Origin of the sequence: Streptococcus sp. 27098_8_76, from assembly GCF_041432315.1 — a bacterium.
Taxonomy (GTDB): domain Bacteria; phylum Bacillota; class Bacilli; order Lactobacillales; family Streptococcaceae; genus Streptococcus.
Genome location: NZ_JAPVZI010000003.1, coordinates 100,502 through 125,544 on the forward strand (window position 1 = coordinate 100,502; position 25,043 = coordinate 125,544).

Here is a 25,043-nt window from a genome sequence, read left to right on the forward strand (position 1 = left end):
AGTTTGCATTGGTTATTTTAGGAAACTTTTACAAAAAATCAAAATAATCCTTCACATCCTCTACATACCCATGCTTTTCTATTAAGCTAGCTAAAAATTCTAGATTGTGCCCCTGATAGTTGTCTTCTCTTCGTAGCTCTTCATACATTTCGATAAAGGGAAGCCCCTTGGACTTGGCCAATTCCAACTCCGCTTCGTAGTCATAAGCGACTTTACGAAATAGGATATTTACCAATTCCCCATCTTCAACTTCTATCACGGCATACTGGGCACGGTGATTTTTTAACGCCTCCCAATTAAAATAGGGCATACCAATCGAACCTGGATTGATGATTTGTTGCCCCTGACTTCCATAACGAAGCAATTGCTTGTGAACATGACCATAGACTGCCACGTCCGTTTCCGCATCTAGCAATTGGTCAAATTTATCTGTATCATTCTCAACCAGTAGATCCCCACCATAGTTTTTGTCAGGTAAATTATGAGAGATAGAAAAGCGCAGTCCCTCAACTTCTTTCTTTTCCAGCATAGGCAAGCTTCGTAGCCAGACAATCGTTGCAGGATCCATTCGCTCCATCAAAAACTGGGTCATTCGCATCGATTGGATTTCTTGTGGATCTTCCAAACCGTATTCACCATCCAAGGACTCAAGGACACAATCATCCCAATTTCCTCGAACACTGGCTGTGATAGGAAGGTCCTTTAGCAGGGCGACTAAGTCATTTGCGCCTGGACCAGGGAGGAAAATGTCTCCCATAAGCCAATATTCACTGGCTCCTTGAGTTTTAGCATCTGCAATCACTGCTTCTAAAGCTGTTGCATTGCCATGAATGTCTGATAAAATTGCGATTTTATGTTTCATTGTGGTTTCCTTCCGTTTGGTAATCTACTCTTTCTTCCGCCACTTGAGCTAATTCCTCTTCTTCCTGCGGGTTCAACTTCCTCTGCACAGCCTCTGCTACTGCTCTAGGCACACCAACTTCGATAATTTCATCCACACTGGCTTCCTTGATTTTGATCAGAGACTTGAAATGCCTCATGAGATTTTGCTTGCGTTTAGGTCCCAGACCTTCAATCCCATCCAGTTGTGATGAAAAAGAATTTTTTGAGCGCAGTTGGCGGTGGAAGGTGATGGCAAAACGGTGCACCTCATCTTGAATGCGTTGGAGGAGGAAAAATTCCTGAGAATTGCGAGACAACTCCACCACCTCAAGCGGATCTCCAAAGAGCAATTCATGGGTTTGGTGCTTGTCATTCTTTTGCAGACCTGCAATGGGAATATCCAAGCCAAGTTCTTCTTGGATGACCTGCTTGGCGATATTGACTTGACCTTGCCCCCCATCAATGACAATCAAATCTGGAGGAGTCAAACCGTCACGCTGTACTCGACCATAACGCCTGCGAATGACCTCTCGCATACTGGCATAATCGTCTGGCCCAACCACAGTCTTGATTTTATACTTACGGTAATCCTTCTTACTAGGCTTTCCGTTAACAAAGACCACCATAGCCGAAACAGGACTGGTACCCATGATGTTGGAGTTATCGAAGGACTCGATGCGAACTGGAGTCGGAATTTGGAGCAAACGTCCTAGATTTTCAATAGCTCCTTGGGTCTTTTCGACAGATTTTTCTAGCAGATTGAACTTCTGCTCCAGACTAACACGGGCATTTTTTATAGCTAGATTGACCAGTTGTTTTTTCTCTCCACGTTGAGGTTTGAGAATCTTGGTATCCACCAAAGCCTTGACAGCTTCTTCATCGATATCCTGCGGAATCAATACCTCATTAGGAACTAGATGAGATTTTTCTTGATAGAATTGTCCTACATAGGTTAGAAAGTCCTCATCCGGATCATTATAATAAGGGAAAAGATTGACATCGCGCTCAATAAGCTTGCCCTGACGAACAAAGAAAACCTGTACACACATCCAGCCCTTATCCACATAGTAGCCAAAGACATCACGATTTTGGAGATCCTTAGCCATGACCCGTTGCTTGGTTCGAAGTGTTCCAATAGCCTGAATCAGGTCACGGTATTCCGCCGCACGTTCAAATTCCATAGCCTGGGCTGCCGTTGCCATCTTGCCCCTGAGTTCATCGATAATTTTGTCATCCTGCCCTTTTAGGAAATCAGAGACCTCCTGGGCCATGGACTTGAAATAGGCCTCATCTTTCTTACAGATGGTATGGGCCATACATTGGCCGATATGGTAGTAAAAACAGACCTTAGACGGTGGGTTTGTACACTTGCGAAAAGGGAATATCCGATCCAGCAGTCGCTTGATTTCATTGGCTGCCCCCACATCTGGATAAGGTCCAAAGTAGAGACCGCCGTCCTTCTTGACCTGACGGGTGATAATCAAACGAGGATAGCGTTCATTGGTAATCTTGATGAAAGGATAGGACTTGTCATCCTTGAGCATGATATTGTATTTGGGCTTGTTTTCCTTGATCAAGTTGATTTCTAGGAGAAGTGCCTCAATATTGGACTCCGTAACGATAAATTCAAAATCCACAATTTCAGACACCAAGGCCTCTGTCTTGGTATCGTGACTCCCACGGAAATAAGATCTCACGCGGTTACGCAGATTTTTTGCCTTTCCTACATAGATAATGGTGCCGTTTTTATCCTTGTGAATGTAACAACCAGGGCTGGTCGGCAAGAGCTCTAGTTTTGATTTAATCAAGTTGTTCATAATTCCATTATAGCAAAAAAGTAGGGAAAGATAGTCCCCTACTCATTGGTCTCATATAATTTTCGAAGTCTTTCAACATCCTCTTCCTGGATACCATAAAAGGAACCTGCAGGTTGCATCACAGACTTCTCATCTGTATGGTCCAAGCCAATCGCATGCCCCAACTCATGTTCTGCCGTATGGACAATTCGCTCATAGGAATAGCCATAGTCTGGATTGGACAAATAATAATGATTCAGACGCACCGTTACAGACAAGAATTGACCCGTTAAGAGATTGGTCTGACTTTCCGCCTCTCCTGCCACAGGAGTGCCTCCATCATTCATCTCAGTAGCCAAGATATCTGCCTTGCTGGACTCGGTGACAATTTCAAAGTTAAAAGCACCAGTTTGATTCCAATTCTGAATCGCTTCTAAATATGCCTCTTGAAAGCGTGAATCCATCTGCGGATCCAGATAAATACGAGCAGAGGCCTGTGGCCACCTTCCTTCAGAATGCTGGTGGCTATCTGTCTGGTTCAACTTAGGCAGTTGCCCTGTTCTTTCCCATTGGTCGATACTTTGTTGACCAATCTTGACTGACCGCTCTGCCTGCTTCAACGCTCCTTGAAAATCCCCGTTCAGATACCAGAGAAATCCAAAAGCAAGAGTGCATAAAAGCAAAACAATCCAAACCAAGCGCCAAAACAAACGCCACACAAAAGAAAAGAAAGCCCCTATCAAACGAAAAAGCCAGCGCATGTCCCTCCACCTTTCTAGCAAATAAAAATTATTTTACTAAAACAAGCTGAAAGAAAGCTAAATACTGACTTTTTCATCTTAACGTCCTAATATTTTTTTGAATAACTGAATAGCTTTGTATTTTAAAGGCGATGGATGATAACGGAAAGTTCCTGCTTTACGTACAATATAGCCATTAAAATTTTGTTTAAAACGCAAAACACCATCACTACCATCAAAAATCCCTTGAATGCCTAGGAAGTTGTATTTAGGTATTCCACGTTTTATGCTTTCCAACATAACATATTTTTGAAGCAGTGCAGGGGCATAGAACTTATTAAACTCAGTGTAAGAACCACTAAAGAGATAAGTCGTTTCCTGAGGCATATAAACAAATAAACTCCCGGCTAAAACAATATCTTCTTCTCCATATTTTTCAATCAAGTCTCGCGCTTCTGCTTTTCGAACTTCAAACGTTTCAAATTGACTAGAATATTCTCTCAGTTGATTTTGTTTTTTCTCAGAATGAGGATTTTTACTCAAATCAAGTCGCAACTTGTCCAAGATTTCTTCTAGTTTACTTTGTTCACCTTGCAATTTGCTCATATAGTCCGAAAAATTCAAGGTTGCTATGAGAAACTCCGCTTGTTCTCCAAATGAATCATAAAAGTGCTCATAGTATTCTAAACTTTTATCACTATATTCTCTACGTTCAGAGGTTTCTTTAGTTATATTCTTAAAAATCGATAGTTCTTCACGTTTTAACTTTTTCAACCGAATGCCAAACGTTTCAGCCTTTTTCACCAAGGGTTTACCCTTTTTGCTAAAACTTTTAAGCAAATTCTTTTCAGTTAATTCAGTCAAATCTTTATAGTATAACCAATCTGGTTCTCCACCTGGATAACCTCTTGTCAATCCATCAAATTGATAACTTAAATCAGTTAAACCTTGAATGATACTTTTTTTCTCAGTATCTATTGGATTACCTTCACTATCAAAAGTTTGATAAGTTTCATAAGGTTTTACAAGCAACTCTAATACACCATTTTGCTTGGCATATTCTTTTAACTCCGCATAAAAAACTGGAAGAGCATCTTGTTGGGTATAAATCGGCCCCGAATTTAGCTCCATATGCAGACCACCCAGCATGGGCAAGCTATAAACCAGAGCTGCAACTTGAATCTCTCCTTCTTGTTTCAAAGCAAGATAAACAATTCGAGCCCCTCTTTTTTCTAATAAGTCCCCCATCTGGACCGATTGCATAAAGGAACGAGAAGAAACCTGACCAGAATAAGCTTGAAACTCTTCTTTCGTGAGTGTAGTTAGTGCCATATACTTACTTTCTATGTTTTTTTCTTAATGTTTTACGGAAATCAAGAGCAAGTCTTAACAGAGGATAGAGAGGATGGGTAGGCATTGTAAATTCTCCCAAATATTCTTCAATCGTTGGATTAAATTTTTCCTTAAAATGATAAAGTCCACCATTTAGAGAGTTTTCAACACCACCTAAATTTTGCCACAACATACCTCGCTCAAAGGCATAGCGAGCCGTTTCATACCAAGTTAAAATTGGTGCATTGTAACGTTTAAAATCATCATCCATACCAGCATATAGATTGACAGAGGTAGTACCAAATTCCAAACTCAAAGTAGCCGCTAACGGAATGTTTGATTTTCCCATATTCATATATCCCTGCAAGAAATCTATTTCCTCTTCTAAACGTTCTTTTTCTTTTATATTTTCCTGAATTTTTGAAGGTTTGGTTGCATCATTAAATTTTTCTGCAACTACTCTATTTTTTTCTAACTGTTCTTCTAATTCTCTTAAACGCTTAGAAACATCCAAACTCGTTAGCGTGATATAGGAATCTTCTTTGAAGTTATCTAATAATTTTTTATAATAGGCTTCGTTTCTTAAATGAATCTCTTTTCGCTTCTCAGTTTTTTTCATCAACTCCGAAAATGAATCTAATAGTTCCAGTCCACCATATTGAATCTCAAGCCCTTTGTTTCGTGCTGTTCGGATAGCTTGCCTCGTTGATTTAGAAAGTTTATCTTCTTCAAAATTTTCCTTATATATTTTCGCCTGAATACGAGGCTGAATGGTGTCATCCATCTCGGTTGTCCGCCCAGACCATTTCACTCCTAATTGCCCTAAAATCTCAACAATAGCAAGATTTTCAGGATATTCTCTTTTATCTTGATTGACCAAATGTTGAGATAGACAAATACTTGGATCAAAAGTCACAAAAATAGCTCTCTTACTGCGAGCATAAGACTTAATGGACTGAATGACAAAACTCAAGAGTTCCGTATCCCTGTAATCCAATATGGGACCTCTTGGAATATAAAACATTTTATAGCCTAAAGGAAGAGATTTTATGAGAATACTAGCCACAGCCAGTAACTTCCCCTCTTCATAGACACCAAATCTCTCATGATCCCAATCAGATTTCACTTTTTCCCAAGCACTGCTTTGTAATACATTAGCTAATTCATGTTCTTTGACAAACTGATCATATTCTAATGTGGGAATGCCAATTTGATAACGGTACATTTCTTACTCTCTTTCCTCCAATATCTTATTACTATTCTACTACTTTCGTTTGAAAAGTCTAGTGAAAACAGACTTCCAGCATTGTTTTAAATCCAAGAATAACTATAAATAGTGGTTCATTTATAAAAAACTAACTCAATCTCTCTTCTAATTTGAAATCAATTGGTAGGGTTGCTAAAAAACGTTCCAATTGTTTTTCCCAGTAGTACCACTCATGGGTTCCAGCGCTATGGCTATAGGTCACATCAAATCCCATTTTTTTGAGGTTTTTAACTGCTAGATTATTGGCTTCGTACAAGAAATCCTGTTCGCCACACCAAGCCCACAGCTTGGTCTTTTTATCCGATTTTTTAGCCAGACTTTCAAGGGAATAGGGACTAGTTGTCCAATCTTTAATCTCTCCAAAAACACCTCTCCAGTAAGCTGGTGTCCCCAGATTTTGGCTTTCAGGAGAAAAATCTTGAAAACTAAGGGCGCCTGAAAAGCTAGCTGCACGAGAGAAACGATTTGTAGCAAGAGCCAGTTTAAAACAGCCGTAACCTCCCATAGAGAGACCAGCGATAAAGGTCTTTTCACGCTTGCTAGTCATATTAGGGAAGAAGCGTTTTAAAACCTCTGGCAATTCCTCTGCCAGAGCTGTGTAATAATCAAAACCATACTGAGTATCAGTGTACCAACCATTGCTAGTATTGGGCATAATGACAATGAGATTAGTCCCCCGAAGTAAGCGTTCTACATTAGTCCGCTTGAGCCAACTATTATGATTACCAGACATCCCGTGCAAGAGGTACAAGACGGGAATATCTTTACACTCTGGTTCTTCCACTCGATTGGCATCGGGATAGAGGACATTCACTCCCCACTCCATATCCAAGACTTGTGAGTAATACTCAATTTTCATTACTGCCATGATTTGCTCCTTCTATTTTCCGATAAGAAAAAGCCGAAATTCGACTTTCTCTCTGTTTATTTCAACGATTATTTTGCTTCCATGACTACTGGTAAAATAGCTGGACGACGTTTGGTTTGGTCAAAGAGATACTTGGTCAGATTATCACGAACCTTCCCTTTGAGATCTGCCCAGTCAAAGTCATCTCCTTGAAGATAGTCTTCTACCGTCTGGTTAATCAATTCTGAACTTTCACGGAGAATATCACGGCTCTTCTTGAGATAAACAAATCCGCGCGTATGAACACGAGCCTTGGCCACAATTTTCTTCTCACGACGGTTAACTGTGATAGCTACGATGAAAATGCCATCCTCTGACAAGACCTTACGGTCACGAAGAACCACATTGCCAACATCACCGATGGCATTTCCATCAATCAAGACATCGCCTGCCGAAACCGCTCCAGCTGGAACAAAGTCCCCATTCTCATAAGCCATGCTGGTTCCCTTTTTAGGGATAAAAATGCGTTCTGGCAACATCCCAACTGCCATAGCCGCCTTAGCATGGGCATCCAACTCACGGTATTCCCCTTGAATTGGAAAGAGATACTTGGGTTGCAAGAGATTAATCATCAACTGCAAATCACGCGCATTTCCGTGACCTGACACACGCAAGCTTTGGGTGATCAGTTTGACAACCCCGCCAGCTTGGTAAATCATGTTTTCCACACGCGCCATGACTGCTTCTTTGGCGATAGATGGAGTCGTTACGATATAGACCAGGTCACCGTCCTTGATTTCCACATAACGATGGCGACCAATCGACATCTTTCGAAGACCGTTGATAGGCTCACCCATACGACCTGTCTCAAGGATAATCAACTCATGATCCTCAAAGCGAGACATATCTTTCGGCTTAATCAAAAGACTCTCGTTAGCTAGAGACAATTTCTTAAGGCGAATAGCAGTACGGACAATATTTTCAATATCGAATCCTGTCAAGACCACACGACGGCCTGTTGCATCCGCAGCGTCAAACACCTGCTGGATACGAGAGAGGTTGCTGGCTACTGCTGCAACAATGATACGACCATCCCAGTCCGAAATGGTTTGAGTGATCTCGTCCCCAACTTCACTTTCGCTAGCCACTTGGACATTGCTATCTGCATTGGCTGAATCGCTAAGAAGAGCTAGAACTCCATCACGACCGATTTCTGCCAAGCGAGCGAAGTCTGTCGCATAAGATTCACTAGCTGTCTGGTCAAATTTGAAGTCACCTGTGTAAACAATACTACCTTCAGCTGTCTTCAAGACCACACCCAGACTTTCTGGAATAGAGTGGGTCGTACGGAAGAAGGACACCACAGTTCCTCCAAAATCAATCTCCGTATCCTCATCAATGACATGGAAATCATTGAATTTCTTAACTGTGTCATTTCCTTTGACAAAGAGTTTGGCCAACTCAATGGTCAGCTCAGACCCAAATACAGGGACCTTGGCTTCAGCCAAGAGATAAGGCAGAGCACCAATAGCATCCGCATGTCCGTGGGTCAAGAAGACCCCAGCGATACGGTCGCTATTTTCAAAAAGGTAGTCCATATTGGGAATGACCACATCCACCCCTAGTTGTTCATTTTCAGGGTATTTCAGACCTGCATCCAAAACAAAAATAGATCCATCGATTTCAGCGATATACATATTTTTCCCGTTTTCACGTACACCACCAAGTGTTGTTAAACTGATATTACTCATTTTTCCTCCGAAAGCTTTGTTTATCTTGATTATAGGGTTACTTACCCTCTTATTCTAAAAGCACTATTACTTTTATACTCTTCGAAAATCTCTTCAAACCACGTCAGCTTCGCCTTGGATTATATATGTTATATATGTGACTGACTTCGTCAATCTTATCTACAACCTCAAAGCAGTGCTTTGAGCAACCTGTGGCTAGCTTCCTAGTTTACTCTCTGATTTTCATTGAGTATTAGCCGAATCTTTTCCTACCATTATACCATTTTTTTGATGATTTTCAAAATGAAGATTTGTTTTCAAAAAAGAGCTGGTTTCCCAACTCTTTCCTATCTGCTATTCTTTTTCCATTAAAAAGTCATAAATTTCTTGCACGGTACCCAGCGCCATCATTTCTTGGTCTTTGACGGTTTGTTTGAGATTTTGGTAAATCTGACTTTCTCCGATTTCCCGCTTTGGTGCCTCTTTATTCACTGTCATGACCCCATCTTTGATCGTCACAAAGCCTAGTTCTTCAAATACTTGAATCATCTTGACCAGCAAGATTTGTTGGATATTGAGATAAGCTGCCAAATCTTTGAGCTTATATCGAATATCAAACTCTGGGAACTGGTAGATGGTCTTGTACAATTTTGCAAACTGCTCTCTAGTCCCATACCCCGTCAGATAGTAGGCCTTATCAATATCATTCTTGAAATAGACAGCGGAAAAATTCTGTTTCTGAAAAATGGTCTTCAGCTGAGTAATATCCTCTGGAATGCTTTTCACGACAACAGCTTCACTATTTACTAGACTCGGTAATTCTCCAGCAAAATCCAAGACTGGAACTCCTTCTGGCAAGACTGCATTCTTCCCACGGATGTTAAAAAGTTGAACACCCTCCACACGCGCATCCACCATCATCAACTGGAGGGCAGTTTGACCATTCCATTGGTTGACAGACAATTTAACTGCCAACTCTAGATTCTTGGTTTGGGCAAATTCTGTTGCCCATCTGCCTTGACCGAAGGCTACCACTTCAAAACTCGCCTCACCCTTGGAAATTTTCAGCTTGAGATGGGCATTGCCTGCTCCCATAGTACGGGCACTTTCGACCTGAAAATCCTTGATATAAAAGACAGGTTTCTGATTGTCCATGCCAAAAGGTGCCAAGCGCTCAAAGTTCTTGACTGTTTCAAGACTCAAAGCCTCCAAATCCAGTTCTTCATCTAGATTTAACTTGTTCTTGCCACCAGCATCCGCTCCTTTTTCACGGACATAATCTTCCAAAACCTGAAATAAATCTACGAGTTTCTCCACTTCCAGAGTCATTCCAGCCGCACCAGCATGGCCACCAAAGGCGATGAAGAGGTCTCGATGAGGATCCAGAGCCTCAAAAATATCGACCGCTTCCACACTACGAGCACTACCCTTGGCACGACCGTCTTCTATATTAAGAACAATAACTGTCTGCCCTAGTTCTTCCAACAAACGGCCAGCCACGATTCCTAGAACCCCAGGATTCCAGCCTTCCTTGGCCAAAACCTGGACCTTCTTCTCAGGATTCACCATGGTCTTAGCTTCTTCATAGATAGACTGGACGATTTCCTTGCGCTCTTCGTTTTTCTGATGAATCATGAGAGCAATCTCATGCGCTTCCTCATCATCAAACCCAGTCAGCAAATCAATAGCAGGATTGGGATCGTCCAAACGCCCCAAGGCATTCAAACGAGGGGCAATCTGGAAACCAACCGTTTCTTCTGTCACTTCGTTTGAAGCAATCCCAGCCATGTCCAGCATTTCTTGTAGACCAATGCGCTGAGTATGCCCCAACATTTCCAGACCATATTGAACCAAAATACGGTTTTCATCCGTCAAACTCACCATATCTGCAATAGTTCCGATAGCGACCAAATCAAGCAATTCCACTTGCACTTCTTCTAACAGGGCACAAGCCAACTTGAAAGCCACTCCACAACCAGCCAAATATTTGAAAGGATAGTCCGCATCAGGGTGTTCAGGATGGACAATGGCATAGGCATCAGGGAGGGTTTCAGGCATGGAATGGTGATCTGTCACAATGACATCTACTCCCAGAGACTGAGCCAATTCAATGGCTTCGTGACCCGCAACTCCATTGTCCACTGTCACAATCAAGGAAATCCCTTCTTGCTCGATAAAGTATTTATAAACACTAGCATTTGGACCATAGCCATCAGTAAAACGATTGGGCAAGTAAACTCGGCACTCGGCACCAAGCTGTTCCAAACTTTCCTTAACAATAGAAGCCGAAGTCATACCATCCGCATCATAGTCACCGTAAACGAGGATATTTTCCCCTTCTTCAATGGCCTGACGAATACGAGCCACTGCCTTGTCCATATCATGGAGCAGATAAGGGTCATGCAAGTCCTCCAAAGAAGGTTCTAAAAACTTCTTCAGACTTTCTTGGTCCTTAATTCCTCTTTCAAATAATAACCGAGCCACCTCAGGACCCAGTCCAGCCTTCTTGGCTATCTTTGTAAAATCCGCATCTTCAACCTGCGGGGCAAACTGCCATTCATAAGTAGGTGTTATCAAAAAGACATCCACTCTTTCTAAGAATTCTATTGCTTCATTATAACATGATTTAGGCTTTTTCTCTATCCAGATTGCTTTTTTATAAAATTTTAGTGAATTTTTTCAGATATGATTTGACAAGGCAATTCTTTTGGTGTAGAATCGTGTTATAAAATCTAACACAAAGGAGATTCCTTATGGCTTTAGTAGAATTTGAACACGTCGAAAAATATTACGGAGACTATCACGCACTCCGCGATATCAATCTCCGTTTTGAAAAAGGGCAAGTCGTTGTCCTACTCGGACCATCTGGTTCTGGGAAGTCCACTCTTATCCGCACCATCAATGGTTTAGAGGCTGTAGACAAGGGAAGTCTTCTAGTAAATGGTCACCAAGTTGCTGGTGCCAGCCAGAAAGATTTGGTGCCTCTTCGTAAGGAAGTCGGCATGGTTTTCCAGCATTTTAACCTCTACCCTCACAAAACAGTGTTAGAAAACGTAACACTCGCACCCATAAAAGTTCTAGGAATTGATAAAAAAGAAGCTGAAAAGACAGCTCAAAAATATCTGGAATTTGTAAATATGTGGGATAAGAAAGATTCTTATCCAGCTATGCTTTCTGGTGGACAAAAACAACGGATTGCCATCGCACGTGGACTCGCTATGCATCCTGAACTCCTCCTCTTTGATGAACCAACATCTGCCCTAGACCCTGAAACCATCGGCGATGTTCTAGCGGTTATGCAAAAATTAGCCCACGATGGTATGAATATGATTGTCGTGACCCATGAAATGGGCTTCGCCCGTGAAGTTGCTGACCGCATTATCTTTATGGCTGATGGAGAGGTTTTAGTAGATACGACAGATGTTGATGACTTTTTCGACAATCCAAGCGAACCTCGTGCCCAACAATTCCTCAGCAAAATCATCAACCACGAAAGTGACAAAGTCAAATAAGGAGGCGCCTATGAAAAAGAAATTCTTTTTATCCGCATTATTGATTAGCCTTTTCGGTCTTGCTGCTGCAAAACCAATTCAGGCTGATACCAGTGTCGCAGACATTCAAAAGAGAGGCGAGCTGGTTGTTGGTGTCAAACAAGACGTTCCCAATTTTGGCTATAAGGATTCCAAGACAGGGACCTATTCTGGTATCGAAACCGACTTGGCCAAAATGGTAGCAGATGAGCTCAAGGTCAAAGTTCGCTATGTGCCTGTTACCGCACAAACCCGTGGACCCCTTCTAGACAATGAACAGGTCGATATGGATATCGCGACCTTTACCATCACAGACGAACGCAAAAAACTTTATAACTTTACCAGCCCCTACTACACAGATGCTTCTGGCTTTTTGGTCAATAAATCTGCCAAAATCAAAAAGATTGAGGATCTAAATGGTAAAACCATCGGGGTTGCCCAAGGTTCCATTACCCAACGCCTAATTACCGAACTGGGTAAAAAGAAAGGTCTGAAGTTTAAATTCGTCGAACTTGGTTCCTACCCAGAATTGATTACTTCCCTGCACGCTCATCGTATAGATGCCTTTTCCGTTGACCGCTCGATTCTGTCTGGCTACATCAGCAAGCGCACAGTACTACTAGATGATAGTTTCAAGCCATCTGACTACGGTATCGTTACCAAGAAATCAAATACAGAGCTAAACAATTATCTTGATAACTTGGTTACTAAATGGAGCAAAGATGGTAGTTTGCAGAAACTTTATGACCGTTACAAGCTCAAACCATCTAGCCATACCGCAGATTAAGGAGGACACATCATGACAGATTTATCATCTTGGACTGCCTATTTTCAGGATTTTGGACAATTTTTCAATGGTTTCCTCTTCACCCTTGCCCTAGCAATCGGATCCTTTATCCTAGCCATGGTTTTGGGCATCTTCTTTGGAGCTATGTCAACCAGCAAACGTCCAATTTTGCGCATTTTGGCTCGCATCTTTGTTGAATTTTACCAAAACACTCCCCTCTTGGTGCAGTTTGTTATCGTCTTTTATGGTCTACCCCTTATCAGTGACCACACCATCATGATTTCGATTTATTGGACGGCTGTTCTCTGCGTGGGACTCTATCACGGCGCCTATATCGCTGAGGTTATTCGCTCAGGTATTCAGTCTATTCCTAGCGGTCAGATGGAGGCCGCCTTGTCGCAAGGTTTTACCTATATCAGCGCCATGCGCTTGATTATCTTGCCTCAGGCCTTCCGTATCATTCTCCCACCTTTGACCAATCAAATCGTCAACCTCATCAAGAATACCTCGACAGTTGCTATCATCTCTGGAGTGGACTTGATGTTTGTGACCAAGTCTTGGTCAGCCCTCAACGGAAATTACATCCCAGCCTTTCTAGGTGCTGCCCTTCTCTACTTTTCTCTATGCTTCCCTGTTGCCCAGTTTGGTCGCAAGATGGAGCAAGCCAACAAAAAAGCCTATTCACTTTAGGAGGTTACTATGGAATCCATTTTAGAAGTTTTGACCCCAGATAACCTAGTCTTTATCTTTAAAGGATTTGGCTTGACCCTCTATATTTCTCTGATTGCCATCGTCCTCGCTACCCTTATCGGAACGGTGCTAGCCGTCATGAGAAATGGGAATCCTGTCTTGCGCATCATCTCCAGCATTTACATCGAGTTTGTACGTAACGTTCCCAACCTTCTCTGGATTTTCACTATCTTTTTAGTTTTTAAGATGAAGTCCACTCCAGCTGGTATTACTGCCTTTACCCTTTTTACCTCAGCAGCCTTGGCTGAGATTATCCGTGGTGGCCTAAATGCCGTAGACAAGGGACAATACGAAGCAGGAATGTCTCAGGGATTTACTTCTGCGCAAATCCTCTACTACATTATTCTCCCACAAGCGATCCGTAAAATGCTGCCAGCCATCATTTCTCAGTTTGTAACCGTAATTAAGGATACCAGCCTCCTCTACTCTGTTATCGCCCTACAAGAACTCTTTGGAGCCAGCCAAATTCTAATGGGCCGTTATTTTGAACCAGAGCAGGTCTTCAGTCTTTATATCCTAATCGCCCTCATCTACTTCAGCTTTAACCTAGCAATTTCTAGCCTGTCTCATATGCTGGCAAAACGTTGGCAACAAGCCGCAGAATAATAAATTAGCTCTCCAAGTACATGGAGAGTTTTTTGATGAGAGTAGATATTTATAGACCTCAATTTGACACCATACTTTTTCTATGATAAAATGTAACAAATTTGTTTACAACAAATCAAAATCTAAATGAAATGGAATTTTCTATGAAATCAATCAAAGGACTACTCTTTATCATAGCTAGTTTTATCTTGACTATTTTGACTTGGATGAACACTTCTCCCCAATTCATGATTCCAGGACTAGCTTTAACAAGCCTATCTCTGACTTTTATCCTCGCCACTCGTCTCCCCCTACTAGAAAGCTGGTTTCACGGTTTGGAGAAGGTCTACACCGTCCACAAATTCACAGCCTTTCTATCCATCATCCTACTCATCTTTCATAACTTTAGTATGGGCGGTTTGTGGGGCTCTCGATTAGCTGCTCAGTTTGGCAACCTTGCCATCTATATCTTTGTCAGCATTATCCTTGTCGCCTATTTAGGCAAATACATCCAATACGAAGCTTGGCGATGGATTCACCGTCTGGTTTATCTAGCCTATATTTTTGGACTCTTTCACGTCTACATGATGATGGGCAATCGTCTTCTCACATTTAATCTTCTAAGTTTTCTTGTTGGTAGCTATGCCCTTTTAGGCTTACTAGCTGGTTTTTATATCATTTTTCTATATCAAAAGATTGGCTTCCCCTATCTAGGGAAAATTACCAATCTCAAACGCTTAAACCACGATACTAGAGAAATTCAAATCCATCTTAGCAGACCTTTCAACTATCAATCAGGACAATTTGCCTTTCTAAAGATTTTCCAAGAGGGCTTTGAAAGTGCTCCGCATCCCTTTTCTATCTCAGGAGGTCATGGTCAAACTCTTTACTTTACTGTCAAAAATTCAGGCGACCATACCAAGAATATCTATGATAATCTTCAAGTCGGCAGCAAAGTAAGTGTAGACAGAGCTTACGGACACATGATTATAGAAGAAGGACGAGAAAATCAGGTTTGGATTGCTGGAAGCATTGGGATTACCCCCTTCATCTCTTACATCCGTGAACATTCTATTTTAGATAAACAGGTTCACTTCTACTATAGCTTCCGTGGAGAAGAAAATGCAGTCTACCTAGATTTGCTCCGTGACTATGCTCAGAAAAATCCTAATTTTGAACTTCATCTAGTCGACAGTACAAAAGACGGCTATCTTAATTTTGACCAAGAAGAAGTGGCCGAACATGCAAGCGTCTATATGTGTGGTCCTCTTTCTATGATGAAGTTACTTGCCAAACAGATTAAGAAACAAAATCCAAAAACAGAGCTTATTTACGAAGGGTTCAAGTTCAAATAACCACTCATACTCTCCTGGAATTTCCCAGGAGTTTTTTCTACGCAATCTCCAAAAAACACTGCCAGATTTCTAGCAGTGTTTTGAGTTTCATTTATCTTAGTAAACTGTTTTTTCAGTTTCTACGTCGAAGAAGTGTGCTTTGTTCAAGTCAAATCCAAGTTCAACTGTTGCACCTGTTTGCAAGTAGTCACGAGCATCAACTTTGGCAACAAATTCGTCTTTACCAACTTGGCAGTAAAGGTGAGATTCTGAACCAAGCAATTCTGATACAGAGATAGTAGCTTTCACAACTGATTCTGGGAATGTTTCAAGGAAAGCAGGTTCTGCATTCACGTCTTCTGGACGGATACCGAAGATCAATTCTTTACCTTCGTAGCCTTTTTCACGAAGAACTTTCAATGCTCCTTCTGGAACTTTCAAACGGAAACCGTCAGAAACAATTTCGCTACCAACTAATTTCACATTGATGAAGTTCATTGCTGGGCTTCCGATGAATCCTGCTACGAATTTGTTAACTGGGTTTTTGTAAACTTCTTGAGGAGTACCGATTTGTTCTACACGTCCGATAGTACCTGTACCAGCAGGGTTCTTAGTTGCTGACATGATAACGATACGGTCTGCAAGTGTCATCGCTTCAGTTTGGTCGTGAGTTACGTAGATAGTTGTAGCTCCGATACGACGGTGGATTTTCGCGATTTCAGCACGCATTGATACACGAAGTTTGGCATCCAAGTTTGACAAAGGCTCGTCCATCAAGAACACTTTTGCATCACGGACGATAGCACGCCCCATGGCAACACGCTGACGTTGACCACCTGAAAGGTCAGCTGGTTTACGTTCCAAGAACTCTTTCAATCCAAGGATTTCAGCTGCTTCTTGCACACGTTTGTCGATGTCTTCCTTGCTGTATTTACGCAATTTCAAACCGAAAGCCATGTTATCATAAACAGTCATGTGTGGGTAAAGAGCGTAGTTTTGGAATACCATGGCGATGTCACGGTCTTTTGGAGCTACGTCGTTGACAACCACGCCATCGATAGAGGCAGTACCTTCTGTAATATCTTCAAGACCAGCAATCATACGAAGAGTTGTTGATTTACCACATCCTGAAGGACCTACGAAAACGATAAATTCTTTGTCTTTGATGTCCAAGTTGAAGTCTTCAACTGAGTAGTGTTCGCTGTTTGGATATTTTTTGTAAATATTTTTAAGATTCAATTCTACCATGAGGTGAACTCCTTTTGTCTTTTGATAGTTTTATTATAGATGAAAACGCTTTACATTTCTATGGCAAGGTGACCAAAAAAATAAAAAAGTTCTGTGCAACTTGCACAAAACTTTATAAAATATCTGGTAAAATCAGCTGATAACACAAGGTCAGGTCGGTCAACTCCTTCAACTGTAGCCCTGTCAATTCTTCCCATTTATCAATCTTGTATTGGAGAGAATTGCGGTGCAGATAGAGTTGCTGGGCTGTTTTAGTGAGAACAGCACTATTTTCCCAAAGAGAGAGAATGATTTCCTGAATCTGATCTTGATCCAAAATCATCTGGTGCAGGCATTCTTTAATGACTCTCAGGTCCACGAGTCTTTCTCCCATACTCCAAAGATAGAGCTGAGAAAAAGTATGAACACCTTGGTGACCCTGACGCCACCAAGTCTTAAACAAATCGCGCTCTGCTTTGATTAAGTCTGATAGGGCTTGATGTCCCGTCTGAGACCAAACCTGGCCCAACATGATAGAGAGACGCAGTCCAAAGTCATACTCAACTGCTTCAATCGTATCACTTAAAATAGCTCGTACAGAAGTGTACTTATCTTGTTGAAGCACGAAAACATAATCCTGAGCTCCGACCTGTAGCACTGTCTGACAGTTAGGAAAAAGGGTCCGCATCATATCTAGCCAAGAAGCCAGATTTTCCTGCTGAAAATAGGAAAGATGAAAATAAACTAATTGAATCTTTTTAAAAGTTTGTGGTGCTTGTCCCTTGCCCTCAATCAGAAAAGAATACCAAGGATTGAGCGAACGAGCCTGCTCCTGCTGGGTTAAAAGGGCAACCAACTGCTTTTCACGCTCACTGAGCCCAGCTTCCTCCAGCAAAATCCACTGCTGAGAAGCCAAAGGGAGCGTGAGATAGCCCTCTTTCTCTACTGGTTGGTCTGAAATCCGAGCCTCAGGAAACCAGTCTTGTAGTTCTTTTGCCATCATATCCTAGCCCTCCACTTTTTGGATGCACCATGAAATCAAGCTCTCAAGACGTTCCAGATTTTCAGTCATATGGAGATAGCCCATCACGGCTTCAAAACCTGTGGACATACGGTAAGTCACCACATCGGCATTTTTGGCCTTGGTGTGGCTATTGGTATTACGACCACGTTTGTAGATTTCTTCTTCTTTTTCCGTTAGGACCTGCTCCTCTAACATAAAGGAAATCAGGCGAGCCTGAGCCTTGGCTGACACATACTTGGTTGCTTCTTGATGGAGTTTATTGGGTTTGGTCATACCTTTGAGGATGAGGTGACGGCGAATATACATAGAATAAACCGCATCTCCTTCAAAAGCTAGCGCAATCCCGTTAATGAGATTGACATCAATCACGTGTCCACCTCACTCCATCTTTTGTATCCAATAGTTTAATGCCTTGAGCAGCCAATTGGTCACGGATCTGGTCCGCTGTCGCAAAGTCACGATTGGCACGCGCTTCTTGGCGTTTTTGAATCAAAACTTCGATCTCTGCATCCAAAACTTCCTCAATAAAGACAATTCCAAAGACCTCTAACATAGCCGCAAGAGCTTGCTTGACACTTGCATCATAGTTGCCAGAATTGATCCATTTGGCCATTTCAAAGACAACTGTGATACCGTTGGCAGAGTTGAAATCCTCATCCATAGCTGCTACAAACTTATCTTTAAATGCTTGTAACTCTTGGGCAGGCACATTTCCTGTAAATGGTTGCTCGTAAGTGTTCTTTAGATACTTGAGATTAGTCTCTGCATCCCGCACCGCTTTTTCTGTGAAGTTGATGGGCTTGCGGTAGTGTTGAGTCGCAAAGAAGAAACGAAGCACTTGCCCATCGAGGGTTTTAAGGGCATCATGTACGGTAATAAAGTTGCCCAAGGACTTAGACATCTTGACATTGTCAATATTGACAAAACCATTGTGCATCCAGTAGTTAGCAAAAGCCTTGCCTGTTTTGGCTTCTGACTGGGCAATTTCGTTAGTATGGTGTGGAAACTCAAGGTCCGCTCCACCACCGTGGATATCAATAGTATCGCCCAAAATTTCTGTCGACATGACCGAACACTCAATATGCCAGCCCGGACGACCAGGTCCCCAAGGACTGTCCCAAGAAATTTCGCCTGGTTTAGCAGATTTCCATAGGGCAAAGTCTACAGGATTTTCCTTACGAGCCGTTTCTTCATCGGTTCGACCTGAAGCACCTAGCTCCAAGTCTTCCAAGGTTTTATTGGCCAACTTGGCATAGTTATGAGATTTTTCCACACGGAAATAGACATCTCCTTGACTCTCATAAGCATAGCCTTTTTCAATCAAGTCTTCCACAAAGTGGATGATGTCAGCCATAAACTCCACCACACGAGGATGGCGAATCGCAGGTTTCACGCCCAAGGCCGTCACATCCTCACGAAAGGCAGCGATATACTTGTCCGCAACCTCCTGAGGCGTAATGCCTTCTTCCTTGGCACGGTTGATAATCTTATCATCCACATCTGTAAAATTGGAAATATAGGCAACCTCGTACCCACGATACTCAAAATAGCGACGAATGGTATCAAAAGCTACCGTCGAACGAGCATTCCCCACGTGGATATAGTTATACACGGTTGGCCCACAAACATACATCTTGACTTTACCGTCCTCAATTGGGACAAATTCTCGCAAATCACGAGACATGGTGTCATAGATTTTAATCATAAAATAATAGTCAGGAAAGCTAAAATCCAAGAACAGTTAGTTTCATCACTAAGAGTTCAATTGAATTTCAGTCCGAATGTCTCTACACTTCGGAATCCCTTGCTCCTTTCTCATTCAGATAAACTACCTGTGTCTGTTTGACAAAGCCAATTTTTTCATACAAGCGTTTGGCACCTACATTGCTATCTTCCACGGCAATCTGAAATTCCTTATCATTTTGCTCAATCAGTTGGTTGACAAGGGATTTTGCTAAGTAGCTTCCATAGCCTTTCCCACGTTCAGGTTCAGATATTGCTAAACCGTAGAAGTAATTCGTATTAGTAGATAAATCTACCGTGCAAGTCCCAATAACCTGACCGTCTTTTAATAAAATATATAGGCGACTTTCTGAATCCTTCAGAGCTTCAGCGACATATCTATCCACAATCTCTCTAGACTCATGTTCCTCTGAAAACGCCTGAAATTTTAACTGGCTAATTTGCTCCTGATACGAACTATCTGCTAATAAAACTTCAAGATTAGAAAGTTTTGCTAACTGATAAGGTCTTCTATCCTTACCTAACCAGGTTTCTGTCTCTTCATCCTCGACCAATCCCCAGTTACTGACAAAATCAGGATGACGCTCTAGAAAAATACGTTCTGTCTGAAAAGTGACTGAACGAATAGAAAAAGAAGTCGTTTCTTTCTCAAAACTAGTAAGCAATGCACGTGCAATCCCCTGACGACGATAATCTGGATGAACCAGTATCGTCACTTCCACATCTTGATCATCAGCATAGACAGTTAAGAGACCAACAAGTTCACCTTTTTCATAATAAAGGAAAAAGGCGGGCATGTTTGGGTCAAAATTAAGCATGTTAGAGAGATAGGGATCACGATAAGTTCCATCATAGGCTTGGCAACAGTTAATTAGTTTTTTCGCCTCAAATAACTCTTCTTGGCTCAACTTATTTCTTGCTTGAATCATATAGCTATCCTCTACAACCCAGACGATCTGTGACTGGCTTCTTTAGCCTGCTCGAGTTTATTGACGTAATACTCTCGTTTTTCTTCGACTTCATGAATGACAGGCTCATCCTTCTTACCATGAAGGCGGACAATCTTAGCCGGAATACCAACAACCGTCACATCACTAGGTACGTCTGCGACGACAACTGCTGCTGCACCGACCTTGGCATTTTCACCGATTTCCACAGGCCCAATAACTTGGGCATGGGCTGATATGAGGGCTCCTTTGCGTACAGTCGGATGACGTTTACCAACATCCTTACCAGTCCCACCGAGAGTCACTCCGTGATAGAGAAGAACGCCTTTTTCAACAATCGCCGTCTCACCAATCACCAAGCCTGAACCGTGGTCAATAAAGACACCCGAGTCTATCTGAGCACCTGGATGAATCTCAATCTGAGTCCAAAAGCGCCAGAACTGACTGTGCATACGAGCCAGTAGTTTGAAGCCGTGCTTCCAGAGAAAATGCGAGAGACGGTGGGCCGCCAAGGCCTTGACACCTGGATAAGTCAGCAAAACCTCCAAAGTGGTGCGGGCCGCTGGATCATTTTCTTTTACGATATCAATGGTTTCGCGCCACCATCCCATACATTTCTCCTTTTCTTATTCTGAATCTTTTGGTTTTTCTGTAAATTCTTTCCTAGGTTTGTGATCCTTGTGATGACGTGGGCGATGAGGACGCTCAGACTTCTCACCTTTTTCGTCACGTTCAGGTTTTGGAGGACGAGGAAGAAGGGCTTTCATAGAAGCATCCACACGTCCTTTTTCATCAATCTTGATAACCTTAACATCAACTTCATCCCCGATTGCTACCAAGTCTTCGACATTATTGGTACGCGTCCAAGCCATCTCAGAGATATGAACAAGGGCATCTGTCTTATCAAAGAGGTTAACAAAGGCACCAAATTTCTCGATACGAACGACTTTAGCACGGTAAACTTCGTCCACCTTAGCTTCACGGACCAAACCAGCAATAATTTCTTTAGCACGGTTAATAGCATCTTGATCGCTAGAGTAGATAGATACATTTCCTTCTTCATCGATATCAATCTTAACGCCTGTTTCAGCGATAATCTTATCGATGGTTTCTCCACCCTTACCGATGACAATCTTGATCTTGTCCACATCAATCTTGATGGTATCAATTTTCGGAGCAGTTGGAGCCAATTCTGGACGAACTTCTGGAATGGTTGCTTCAATCACATCAAGGATTTCAAAACGAGCTTTCTTGGCTTGGGCAAGGGCTTCCGTCAAGATTTCTGCAGTGATCCCTTGGATTTTGATATCCATTTGAAGGGCTGTAATCCCGTCACGAGTACCTGCAACCTTAAAGTCCATGTCTCCAAAGTGGTCTTCCAAACCTTGAATATCTGTCAAGACTGTGTAGTTATTTCCATCTGAGATGAGACCCATGGCAATCCCTGCTACTGGCGCCTTGATTGGCACACCACCAGCCATAAGGGCAAGCGTTCCCGCACAGATAGAAGCTTGAGAAGAAGAACCGTTTGATTCCAAAACTTCTGCTACTAGACGAATAGCATATGGGAATTCTTCCAAACTTGGCAAGACTTGAGCAAGAGCACGCTCACCAAGAGCACCGTGACCAATTTCACGACGACCTGGTGCACCGTAACGACCTGTTTCCCCTACAGAGTATTGAGGGAAGTTATAGTGGTGCATAAAGCGTTTCTTGTACTCTGGGTCCAAACCATCAATGATTTGCGTTTCTCCCATCGGAGCCAAGGTCAAGACTGAAAGGGCTTGAGTCTGCCCACGAGTGAAGAGACCTGAACCGTGTACACGAGGTAGGAAGTCAACAACCGCATCCAAAGGACGGATTTCATCGACCTTACGACCATCAGGACGAACCTTGTCTTCTGTGATCAAACGGCGCACTTCAGCGTGTTCCATTTGTTCCAAGATTTCAGCCACATCACGCATGATGCGGTCAAATTCTTCGTGATCTGCATATTTTTCTTCATAAACAGCAGTGACTTGGTCTTTGACTGCTTGAGTTGCAGCTTCACGAGCCAATTTTTCTTCTACTTGAACTGCCTTTTGAAGGTCACTATTGTAGGCTGCGATGATTTCAGTCTGTAATTCAGCGTCTACATGAAGCAACTCTACTTCTGCTTTTTCCTTACCAACTGCGGCAACGATTTCTTCTTGGAAGGCAATCAATTCTTTAACAGCTTCATGCCCTTTAAGAAGGGCTTCCAGCATGATTTCTTCTGACAATTCTTTAGCACCAGACTCTACCATGTTGATGGCGTGCTTGGTACCAGCTACTGTCAATTCAAGGAAAGATTGTTCTGCTTGTTCTTGACTAGGGTTGATGATGATTTGGCCATCTACATAGCCCACCTGTACCCCAGCAATTGGGCCGTCAAATGGGATATCTGAAATAGAGAGTGCCAAGGATGAACCAAACATAGCAGCCATTGGTGCAGATGCATTTTCATCGTAAGAAAGGACAGTGTTGATAACTTGGACTTCGTTACGGAAACCTTCCGCAAACATAGGACGGATTGGACGGTCAATCAAACGCGCTGTCAAGGTAGCATCTGTTGAAGGACGTCCTTCACGTTTCATAAAGCCACCAGGAAACTTCCCAGCTGCATACATTTTTTCTTCGTAGTTGACTTGAAGAGGGAAGAAATCCCCAGTTGCCATCTTCTTAGACATAACGGCAGCAGTCAAGACAGTTGACTCACCGTAACGCACGACAACTGCGCCATTTGCCTGCTTAGCAACCTGACCAGTCTCTACAATTAACTCACGACCCGCAAAAGTCGTTTGAAACACTTGTTTTGTCATTTTAATCCCCTTTGGATTGATGAAATTATACGCCTTGCCTACAAAAATCAAGATACTAAGGGCGTCAAAAGCAAAGTAAAAATAGGAAACTGACGAAGTCTTCGATGAAGACAAGACAGTTTATCTTTTTTACACAGCTTTTCGGCCGGGTTCAATTACACAAGATAGCATTCGATTGACGCAGTGTACCATGTACACCAGGAAATCTATCTTTTTCACTAGGGATTTAGCCCGTGTTCAATTACTCAAGATACTAAGCCGTCAAGCAACTCAAAGGAAAATAGGAAATCTAACGACGGAGCGACCGCTCCTAGGCAGATTTATCTTTTTCCACAGAGTTGTAGGCGAGTTCAATTACTCAAGATACAAATCATTAGAAAGGTTTGATACTAAAGTATCTAAACCTTTCACGCTAATCGCTATCAGGCGATTAGCTAAATGCTTTACTAACTCTCTCGTCAAATAATATCGATTTGACTCGTTCGTGTCGCTCTTTCCTACCGTTAGTCATCAGAAAGGTTTGATACTAAAGTATCTATATCTTTCACGCTAATCGCTATCAGGCAATTAGCTAAATGCTTTACTAACTCTCTCGTCAAATAACATCGATTTGACTCGTTCGTGTCGCTAATCCTTACAGTTTAAATGCATTGTATTTTTTAATACCCTCATCTTTGTATCAAGTACGTACAGAGTCTATTTTATCATATTTTTCTTAAAAAGTGCGGTCTTTACCATTAAAAAGGAACCATTCCCCTCACCTGAGAAGAATGGTTTGCTTTTTATTATCCTAGAGACTGATGATTAAACAAGGCATGAGTTGCTTGGTGGATGTATTTTGCTGTTTCTGCATTGTTCATAGTGTAGAGATGCACACCGGCAACATCCTGAGTTACCAAGTCCACGATTTGGTCCACTGCATAGGCAAGTCCTGCTGCTCTGAGCGACTCAGGGTCATGCTCATACTTGTCTAAGATGGCTTTAAATTTACGTGGAAGATGGATATTCTCACAGGTCTTCAAGAGACGGAGAGCCTGATTTCGATTCAGAATTGGCATAATCCCTGCATGAATGGGCACATCAATCCCAGCCAGGATGCACTTGTCTTGGAAATCATAGAAGCGCTCATTGTCAAAGAAAAGCTGAGTTACAAGGCTCGAACAGCCTGCATCCACTTTCTTCTTAAGATTTTGAATATCTGAAATCTGATTTGGTGAATCTGGATGACCTTCTGGATAACAAGCACCAACAATATCAAAGTGAGGGGCTTGTTCCTTGATGAACTCGATCAAGTCAGTTGCGTAGCGGAAATCCTTTTGTGGTTCCACATCAGGAATAATATCCCCACGAAGAGCCAAGATTTTCTGCACCCCAACCTTGTCCAAGTCTGAAATAGTTTCAGCAACCTTATCCTTGGTCAAATAGATGGCTGGCAAGTGAGCAATAGTCGGAATCGCCAAGTCATTTTGGATAAAGTCAGCCAAACGAACCGTCGTTTCCTTGATATTAAATTTATTATTGCTGGCAGTTACACTGATAAAGTGGGGAGCCAGCTCCTGCATATCTTGAAGAGCAGAAATAATGTTATCATTACCCACGGCTGGGTTGGGAGGGAACACTTCAAATGAGAGTGACGGTGTTTGGCGTGACATAGTCATTATCCTTTTCTAGTTGTTTTCTTA

At 42.2% G+C, this 25,043-nt stretch carries 21 protein-coding genes; 5 read left to right on the forward strand and 16 right to left on the reverse strand.

Annotated elements, in window-relative coordinates; genetic code table 11:
- Nucleotides 1-28 precede the first annotated feature (28 nt).
- The 8 genes from O3636_RS02970 to recJ form a co-directional block, all read right to left on the reverse strand.
- Nucleotides 29-862 (reverse strand): metallophosphoesterase, encoded by an 834-nt coding sequence (locus O3636_RS02970; RefSeq protein ID WP_371641635.1) that lies wholly within the window; start codon nt 860-862, stop codon nt 29-31.
- A complete protein-coding gene (uvrC, locus tag O3636_RS02975) occupies nt 852-2,699 on the reverse strand; it encodes an excinuclease ABC subunit UvrC (protein WP_371641637.1) in 1,848 nt (615 codons plus the stop codon). Before uvrC ends, O3636_RS02970 begins: the two co-directional genes overlap by 11 nt.
- Nucleotides 2,700-2,737: 38 nt before the next feature.
- Nucleotides 2,738-3,439, reverse strand: a complete 702-nt coding sequence (locus O3636_RS02980; protein WP_371641639.1) for a M57 family metalloprotease — start codon at nt 3,437-3,439, stop codon at nt 2,738-2,740.
- 78 nt (nt 3,440-3,517) lie between these two features.
- Nucleotides 3,518-4,750 (reverse strand): peptidoglycan bridge formation alanyltransferase MurN, encoded by a 1,233-nt coding sequence (gene murN, locus O3636_RS02985; RefSeq protein ID WP_371641641.1) that lies wholly within the window; start codon nt 4,748-4,750, stop codon nt 3,518-3,520.
- A 4-nt stretch (nt 4,751-4,754) separates the two neighbouring features.
- Nucleotides 4,755-5,975: an aminoacyltransferase gene (locus O3636_RS02990; RefSeq protein ID WP_371641643.1), complete on the reverse strand. Its 1,221-nt coding sequence runs from the start codon at nt 5,973-5,975 to the stop codon at nt 4,755-4,757.
- 130 nt (nt 5,976-6,105) lie between these two features.
- Nucleotides 6,106-6,885 (reverse strand): alpha/beta hydrolase, encoded by a 780-nt coding sequence (locus O3636_RS02995; protein WP_371641645.1) that lies wholly within the window; start codon nt 6,883-6,885, stop codon nt 6,106-6,108.
- Nucleotides 6,886-6,953: 68 nt separating this feature from the next.
- Nucleotides 6,954-8,615 (reverse strand): ribonuclease J, encoded by a 1,662-nt coding sequence (locus O3636_RS03000; RefSeq protein ID WP_000065616.1) that lies wholly within the window; start codon nt 8,613-8,615, stop codon nt 6,954-6,956.
- A 333-nt stretch (nt 8,616-8,948) separates the two neighbouring features.
- The gene (gene recJ / locus O3636_RS03005; protein ID WP_371641647.1) at nt 8,949-11,171 is read right to left on the reverse strand and encodes a single-stranded-DNA-specific exonuclease RecJ; all 2,223 of its coding nucleotides are present in this window, start codon (nt 11,169-11,171) and stop codon (nt 8,949-8,951) included.
- A 176-nt stretch (nt 11,172-11,347) separates the two neighbouring features.
- Between recJ and O3636_RS03010 the strand changes: the two genes are divergently transcribed.
- The 5 genes from O3636_RS03010 to O3636_RS03030 all read left to right on the forward strand — a co-directional run bounded on the left by O3636_RS03010 (nt 11,348) and on the right by O3636_RS03030 (nt 15,601).
- Nucleotides 11,348-12,106, forward strand: coding sequence for an amino acid ABC transporter ATP-binding protein (locus tag O3636_RS03010; protein ID WP_001229569.1), 759 nt, complete (start codon nt 11,348-11,350; stop codon nt 12,104-12,106).
- Between the two features lie 10 nt (nt 12,107-12,116).
- Complete coding sequence (locus O3636_RS03015) at nt 12,117-12,911, forward strand: transporter substrate-binding domain-containing protein (RefSeq protein ID WP_371641649.1); 795 nt, start codon at nt 12,117-12,119, stop codon at nt 12,909-12,911.
- 12 nt (nt 12,912-12,923) lie between these two features.
- Entirely contained in the window at nt 12,924-13,601 is a 678-nt protein-coding gene (locus tag O3636_RS03020) for an amino acid ABC transporter permease (protein WP_261012831.1), read from the forward strand.
- 9 nt (nt 13,602-13,610) lie between these two features.
- Nucleotides 13,611-14,267, forward strand: coding sequence for an amino acid ABC transporter permease (locus O3636_RS03025; protein ID WP_371641651.1), 657 nt, complete (start codon nt 13,611-13,613; stop codon nt 14,265-14,267).
- Nucleotides 14,268-14,410: 143 nt separating this feature from the next.
- Nucleotides 14,411-15,601, forward strand: a complete 1,191-nt coding sequence (locus O3636_RS03030; RefSeq protein WP_371641653.1) for an oxidoreductase — start codon at nt 14,411-14,413, stop codon at nt 15,599-15,601.
- A gap of 96 nt (nt 15,602-15,697) precedes the next feature.
- Here the strand turns inward: O3636_RS03030 and O3636_RS03035 are convergent, their stop codons facing one another.
- From O3636_RS03035 to metF, 8 genes are all read right to left on the reverse strand, one after another.
- On the reverse strand, nt 15,698-16,828 hold the full coding sequence (locus tag O3636_RS03035; protein ID WP_000229952.1) for an ABC transporter ATP-binding protein: 1,131 nt from the start codon (nt 16,826-16,828) through the stop codon (nt 15,698-15,700).
- 112 nt (nt 16,829-16,940) lie between these two features.
- Entirely contained in the window at nt 16,941-17,810 is an 870-nt protein-coding gene (locus tag O3636_RS03040) for a PucR family transcriptional regulator (RefSeq protein WP_261124875.1), read from the reverse strand.
- Between the two features lie 3 nt (nt 17,811-17,813).
- Complete coding sequence (locus O3636_RS03045) at nt 17,814-18,200, reverse strand: Mini-ribonuclease 3 (protein WP_371641655.1); 387 nt, start codon at nt 18,198-18,200, stop codon at nt 17,814-17,816.
- Nucleotides 18,193-19,536: a cysteine--tRNA ligase gene (gene cysS / locus O3636_RS03050; protein ID WP_371641657.1), complete on the reverse strand. Its 1,344-nt coding sequence runs from the start codon at nt 19,534-19,536 to the stop codon at nt 18,193-18,195. The genes O3636_RS03045 and cysS overlap by 8 nt, the downstream gene beginning before the upstream one ends.
- 82 nt (nt 19,537-19,618) lie before the next feature.
- On the reverse strand, nt 19,619-20,503 hold the full coding sequence (locus O3636_RS03055) for a GNAT family N-acetyltransferase (RefSeq protein ID WP_371641659.1): 885 nt from the start codon (nt 20,501-20,503) through the stop codon (nt 19,619-19,621).
- 11 nt (nt 20,504-20,514) lie between these two features.
- Nucleotides 20,515-21,132 carry a serine O-acetyltransferase gene (cysE, locus tag O3636_RS03060; RefSeq protein WP_000539976.1) on the reverse strand — a complete coding sequence of 206 codons (618 nt, stop codon included), beginning with the start codon at nt 21,130-21,132 and terminating at the stop codon, nt 20,515-20,517.
- 15 nt (nt 21,133-21,147) lie between these two features.
- The gene (gene pnp / locus O3636_RS03065; protein ID WP_371641661.1) at nt 21,148-23,361 is read right to left on the reverse strand and encodes a polyribonucleotide nucleotidyltransferase; all 2,214 of its coding nucleotides are present in this window, start codon (nt 23,359-23,361) and stop codon (nt 21,148-21,150) included.
- Nucleotides 23,362-24,146: 785 nt separating this feature from the next.
- Nucleotides 24,147-25,013, reverse strand: coding sequence for a methylenetetrahydrofolate reductase [NAD(P)H] (gene metF / locus O3636_RS03070; protein ID WP_371641663.1), 867 nt, complete (start codon nt 25,011-25,013; stop codon nt 24,147-24,149).
- Nucleotides 25,014-25,043 lie beyond the last annotated feature (30 nt).

Coding starts and splice junctions, on each gene's coding strand:
- O3636_RS02970 (WP_371641635.1), bottom strand. CDS start 862: ATGAAACATAAAATCGCAATTTTATCAGACATTCATGGCAATGCAACA.
- uvrC (WP_371641637.1), bottom strand. CDS start 2,699: ATGAACAACTTGATTAAATCAAAACTAGAGCTCTTGCCGACCAGCCCT.
- O3636_RS02980 (WP_371641639.1), bottom strand. CDS start 3,439: ATGCGCTGGCTTTTTCGTTTGATAGGGGCTTTCTTTTCTTTTGTGTGG.
- murN (WP_371641641.1), bottom strand. CDS start 4,750: ATGGCACTAACTACACTCACGAAAGAAGAGTTTCAAGCTTATTCTGGT.
- O3636_RS02990 (WP_371641643.1), bottom strand. CDS start 5,975: ATGTACCGTTATCAAATTGGCATTCCCACATTAGAATATGATCAGTTT.
- O3636_RS02995 (WP_371641645.1), bottom strand. CDS start 6,885: ATGGCAGTAATGAAAATTGAGTATTACTCACAAGTCTTGGATATGGAG.
- O3636_RS03000 (WP_000065616.1), bottom strand. CDS start 8,615: ATGAGTAATATCAGTTTAACAACACTTGGTGGTGTACGTGAAAACGGG.
- O3636_RS03010 (WP_001229569.1), top strand. CDS start 11,348: ATGGCTTTAGTAGAATTTGAACACGTCGAAAAATATTACGGAGACTAT.
- O3636_RS03015 (WP_371641649.1), top strand. CDS start 12,117: ATGAAAAAGAAATTCTTTTTATCCGCATTATTGATTAGCCTTTTCGGT.
- O3636_RS03020 (WP_261012831.1), top strand. CDS start 12,924: ATGACAGATTTATCATCTTGGACTGCCTATTTTCAGGATTTTGGACAA.
- O3636_RS03025 (WP_371641651.1), top strand. CDS start 13,611: ATGGAATCCATTTTAGAAGTTTTGACCCCAGATAACCTAGTCTTTATC.
- O3636_RS03030 (WP_371641653.1), top strand. CDS start 14,411: ATGAAATCAATCAAAGGACTACTCTTTATCATAGCTAGTTTTATCTTG.
- O3636_RS03035 (WP_000229952.1), bottom strand. CDS start 16,828: ATGGTAGAATTGAATCTTAAAAATATTTACAAAAAATATCCAAACAGC.
- O3636_RS03040 (WP_261124875.1), bottom strand. CDS start 17,810: ATGATGGCAAAAGAACTACAAGACTGGTTTCCTGAGGCTCGGATTTCA.
- cysS (WP_371641657.1), bottom strand. CDS start 19,536: ATGATTAAAATCTATGACACCATGTCTCGTGATTTGCGAGAATTTGTC.
- O3636_RS03055 (WP_371641659.1), bottom strand. CDS start 20,503: ATGATTCAAGCAAGAAATAAGTTGAGCCAAGAAGAGTTATTTGAGGCG.
- cysE (WP_000539976.1), bottom strand. CDS start 21,132: ATGGGATGGTGGCGCGAAACCATTGATATCGTAAAAGAAAATGATCCA.
- pnp (WP_371641661.1), bottom strand. CDS start 23,361: ATGACAAAACAAGTGTTTCAAACGACTTTTGCGGGTCGTGAGTTAATT.
- metF (WP_371641663.1), bottom strand. CDS start 25,013: ATGTCACGCCAAACACCGTCACTCTCATTTGAAGTGTTCCCTCCCAAC.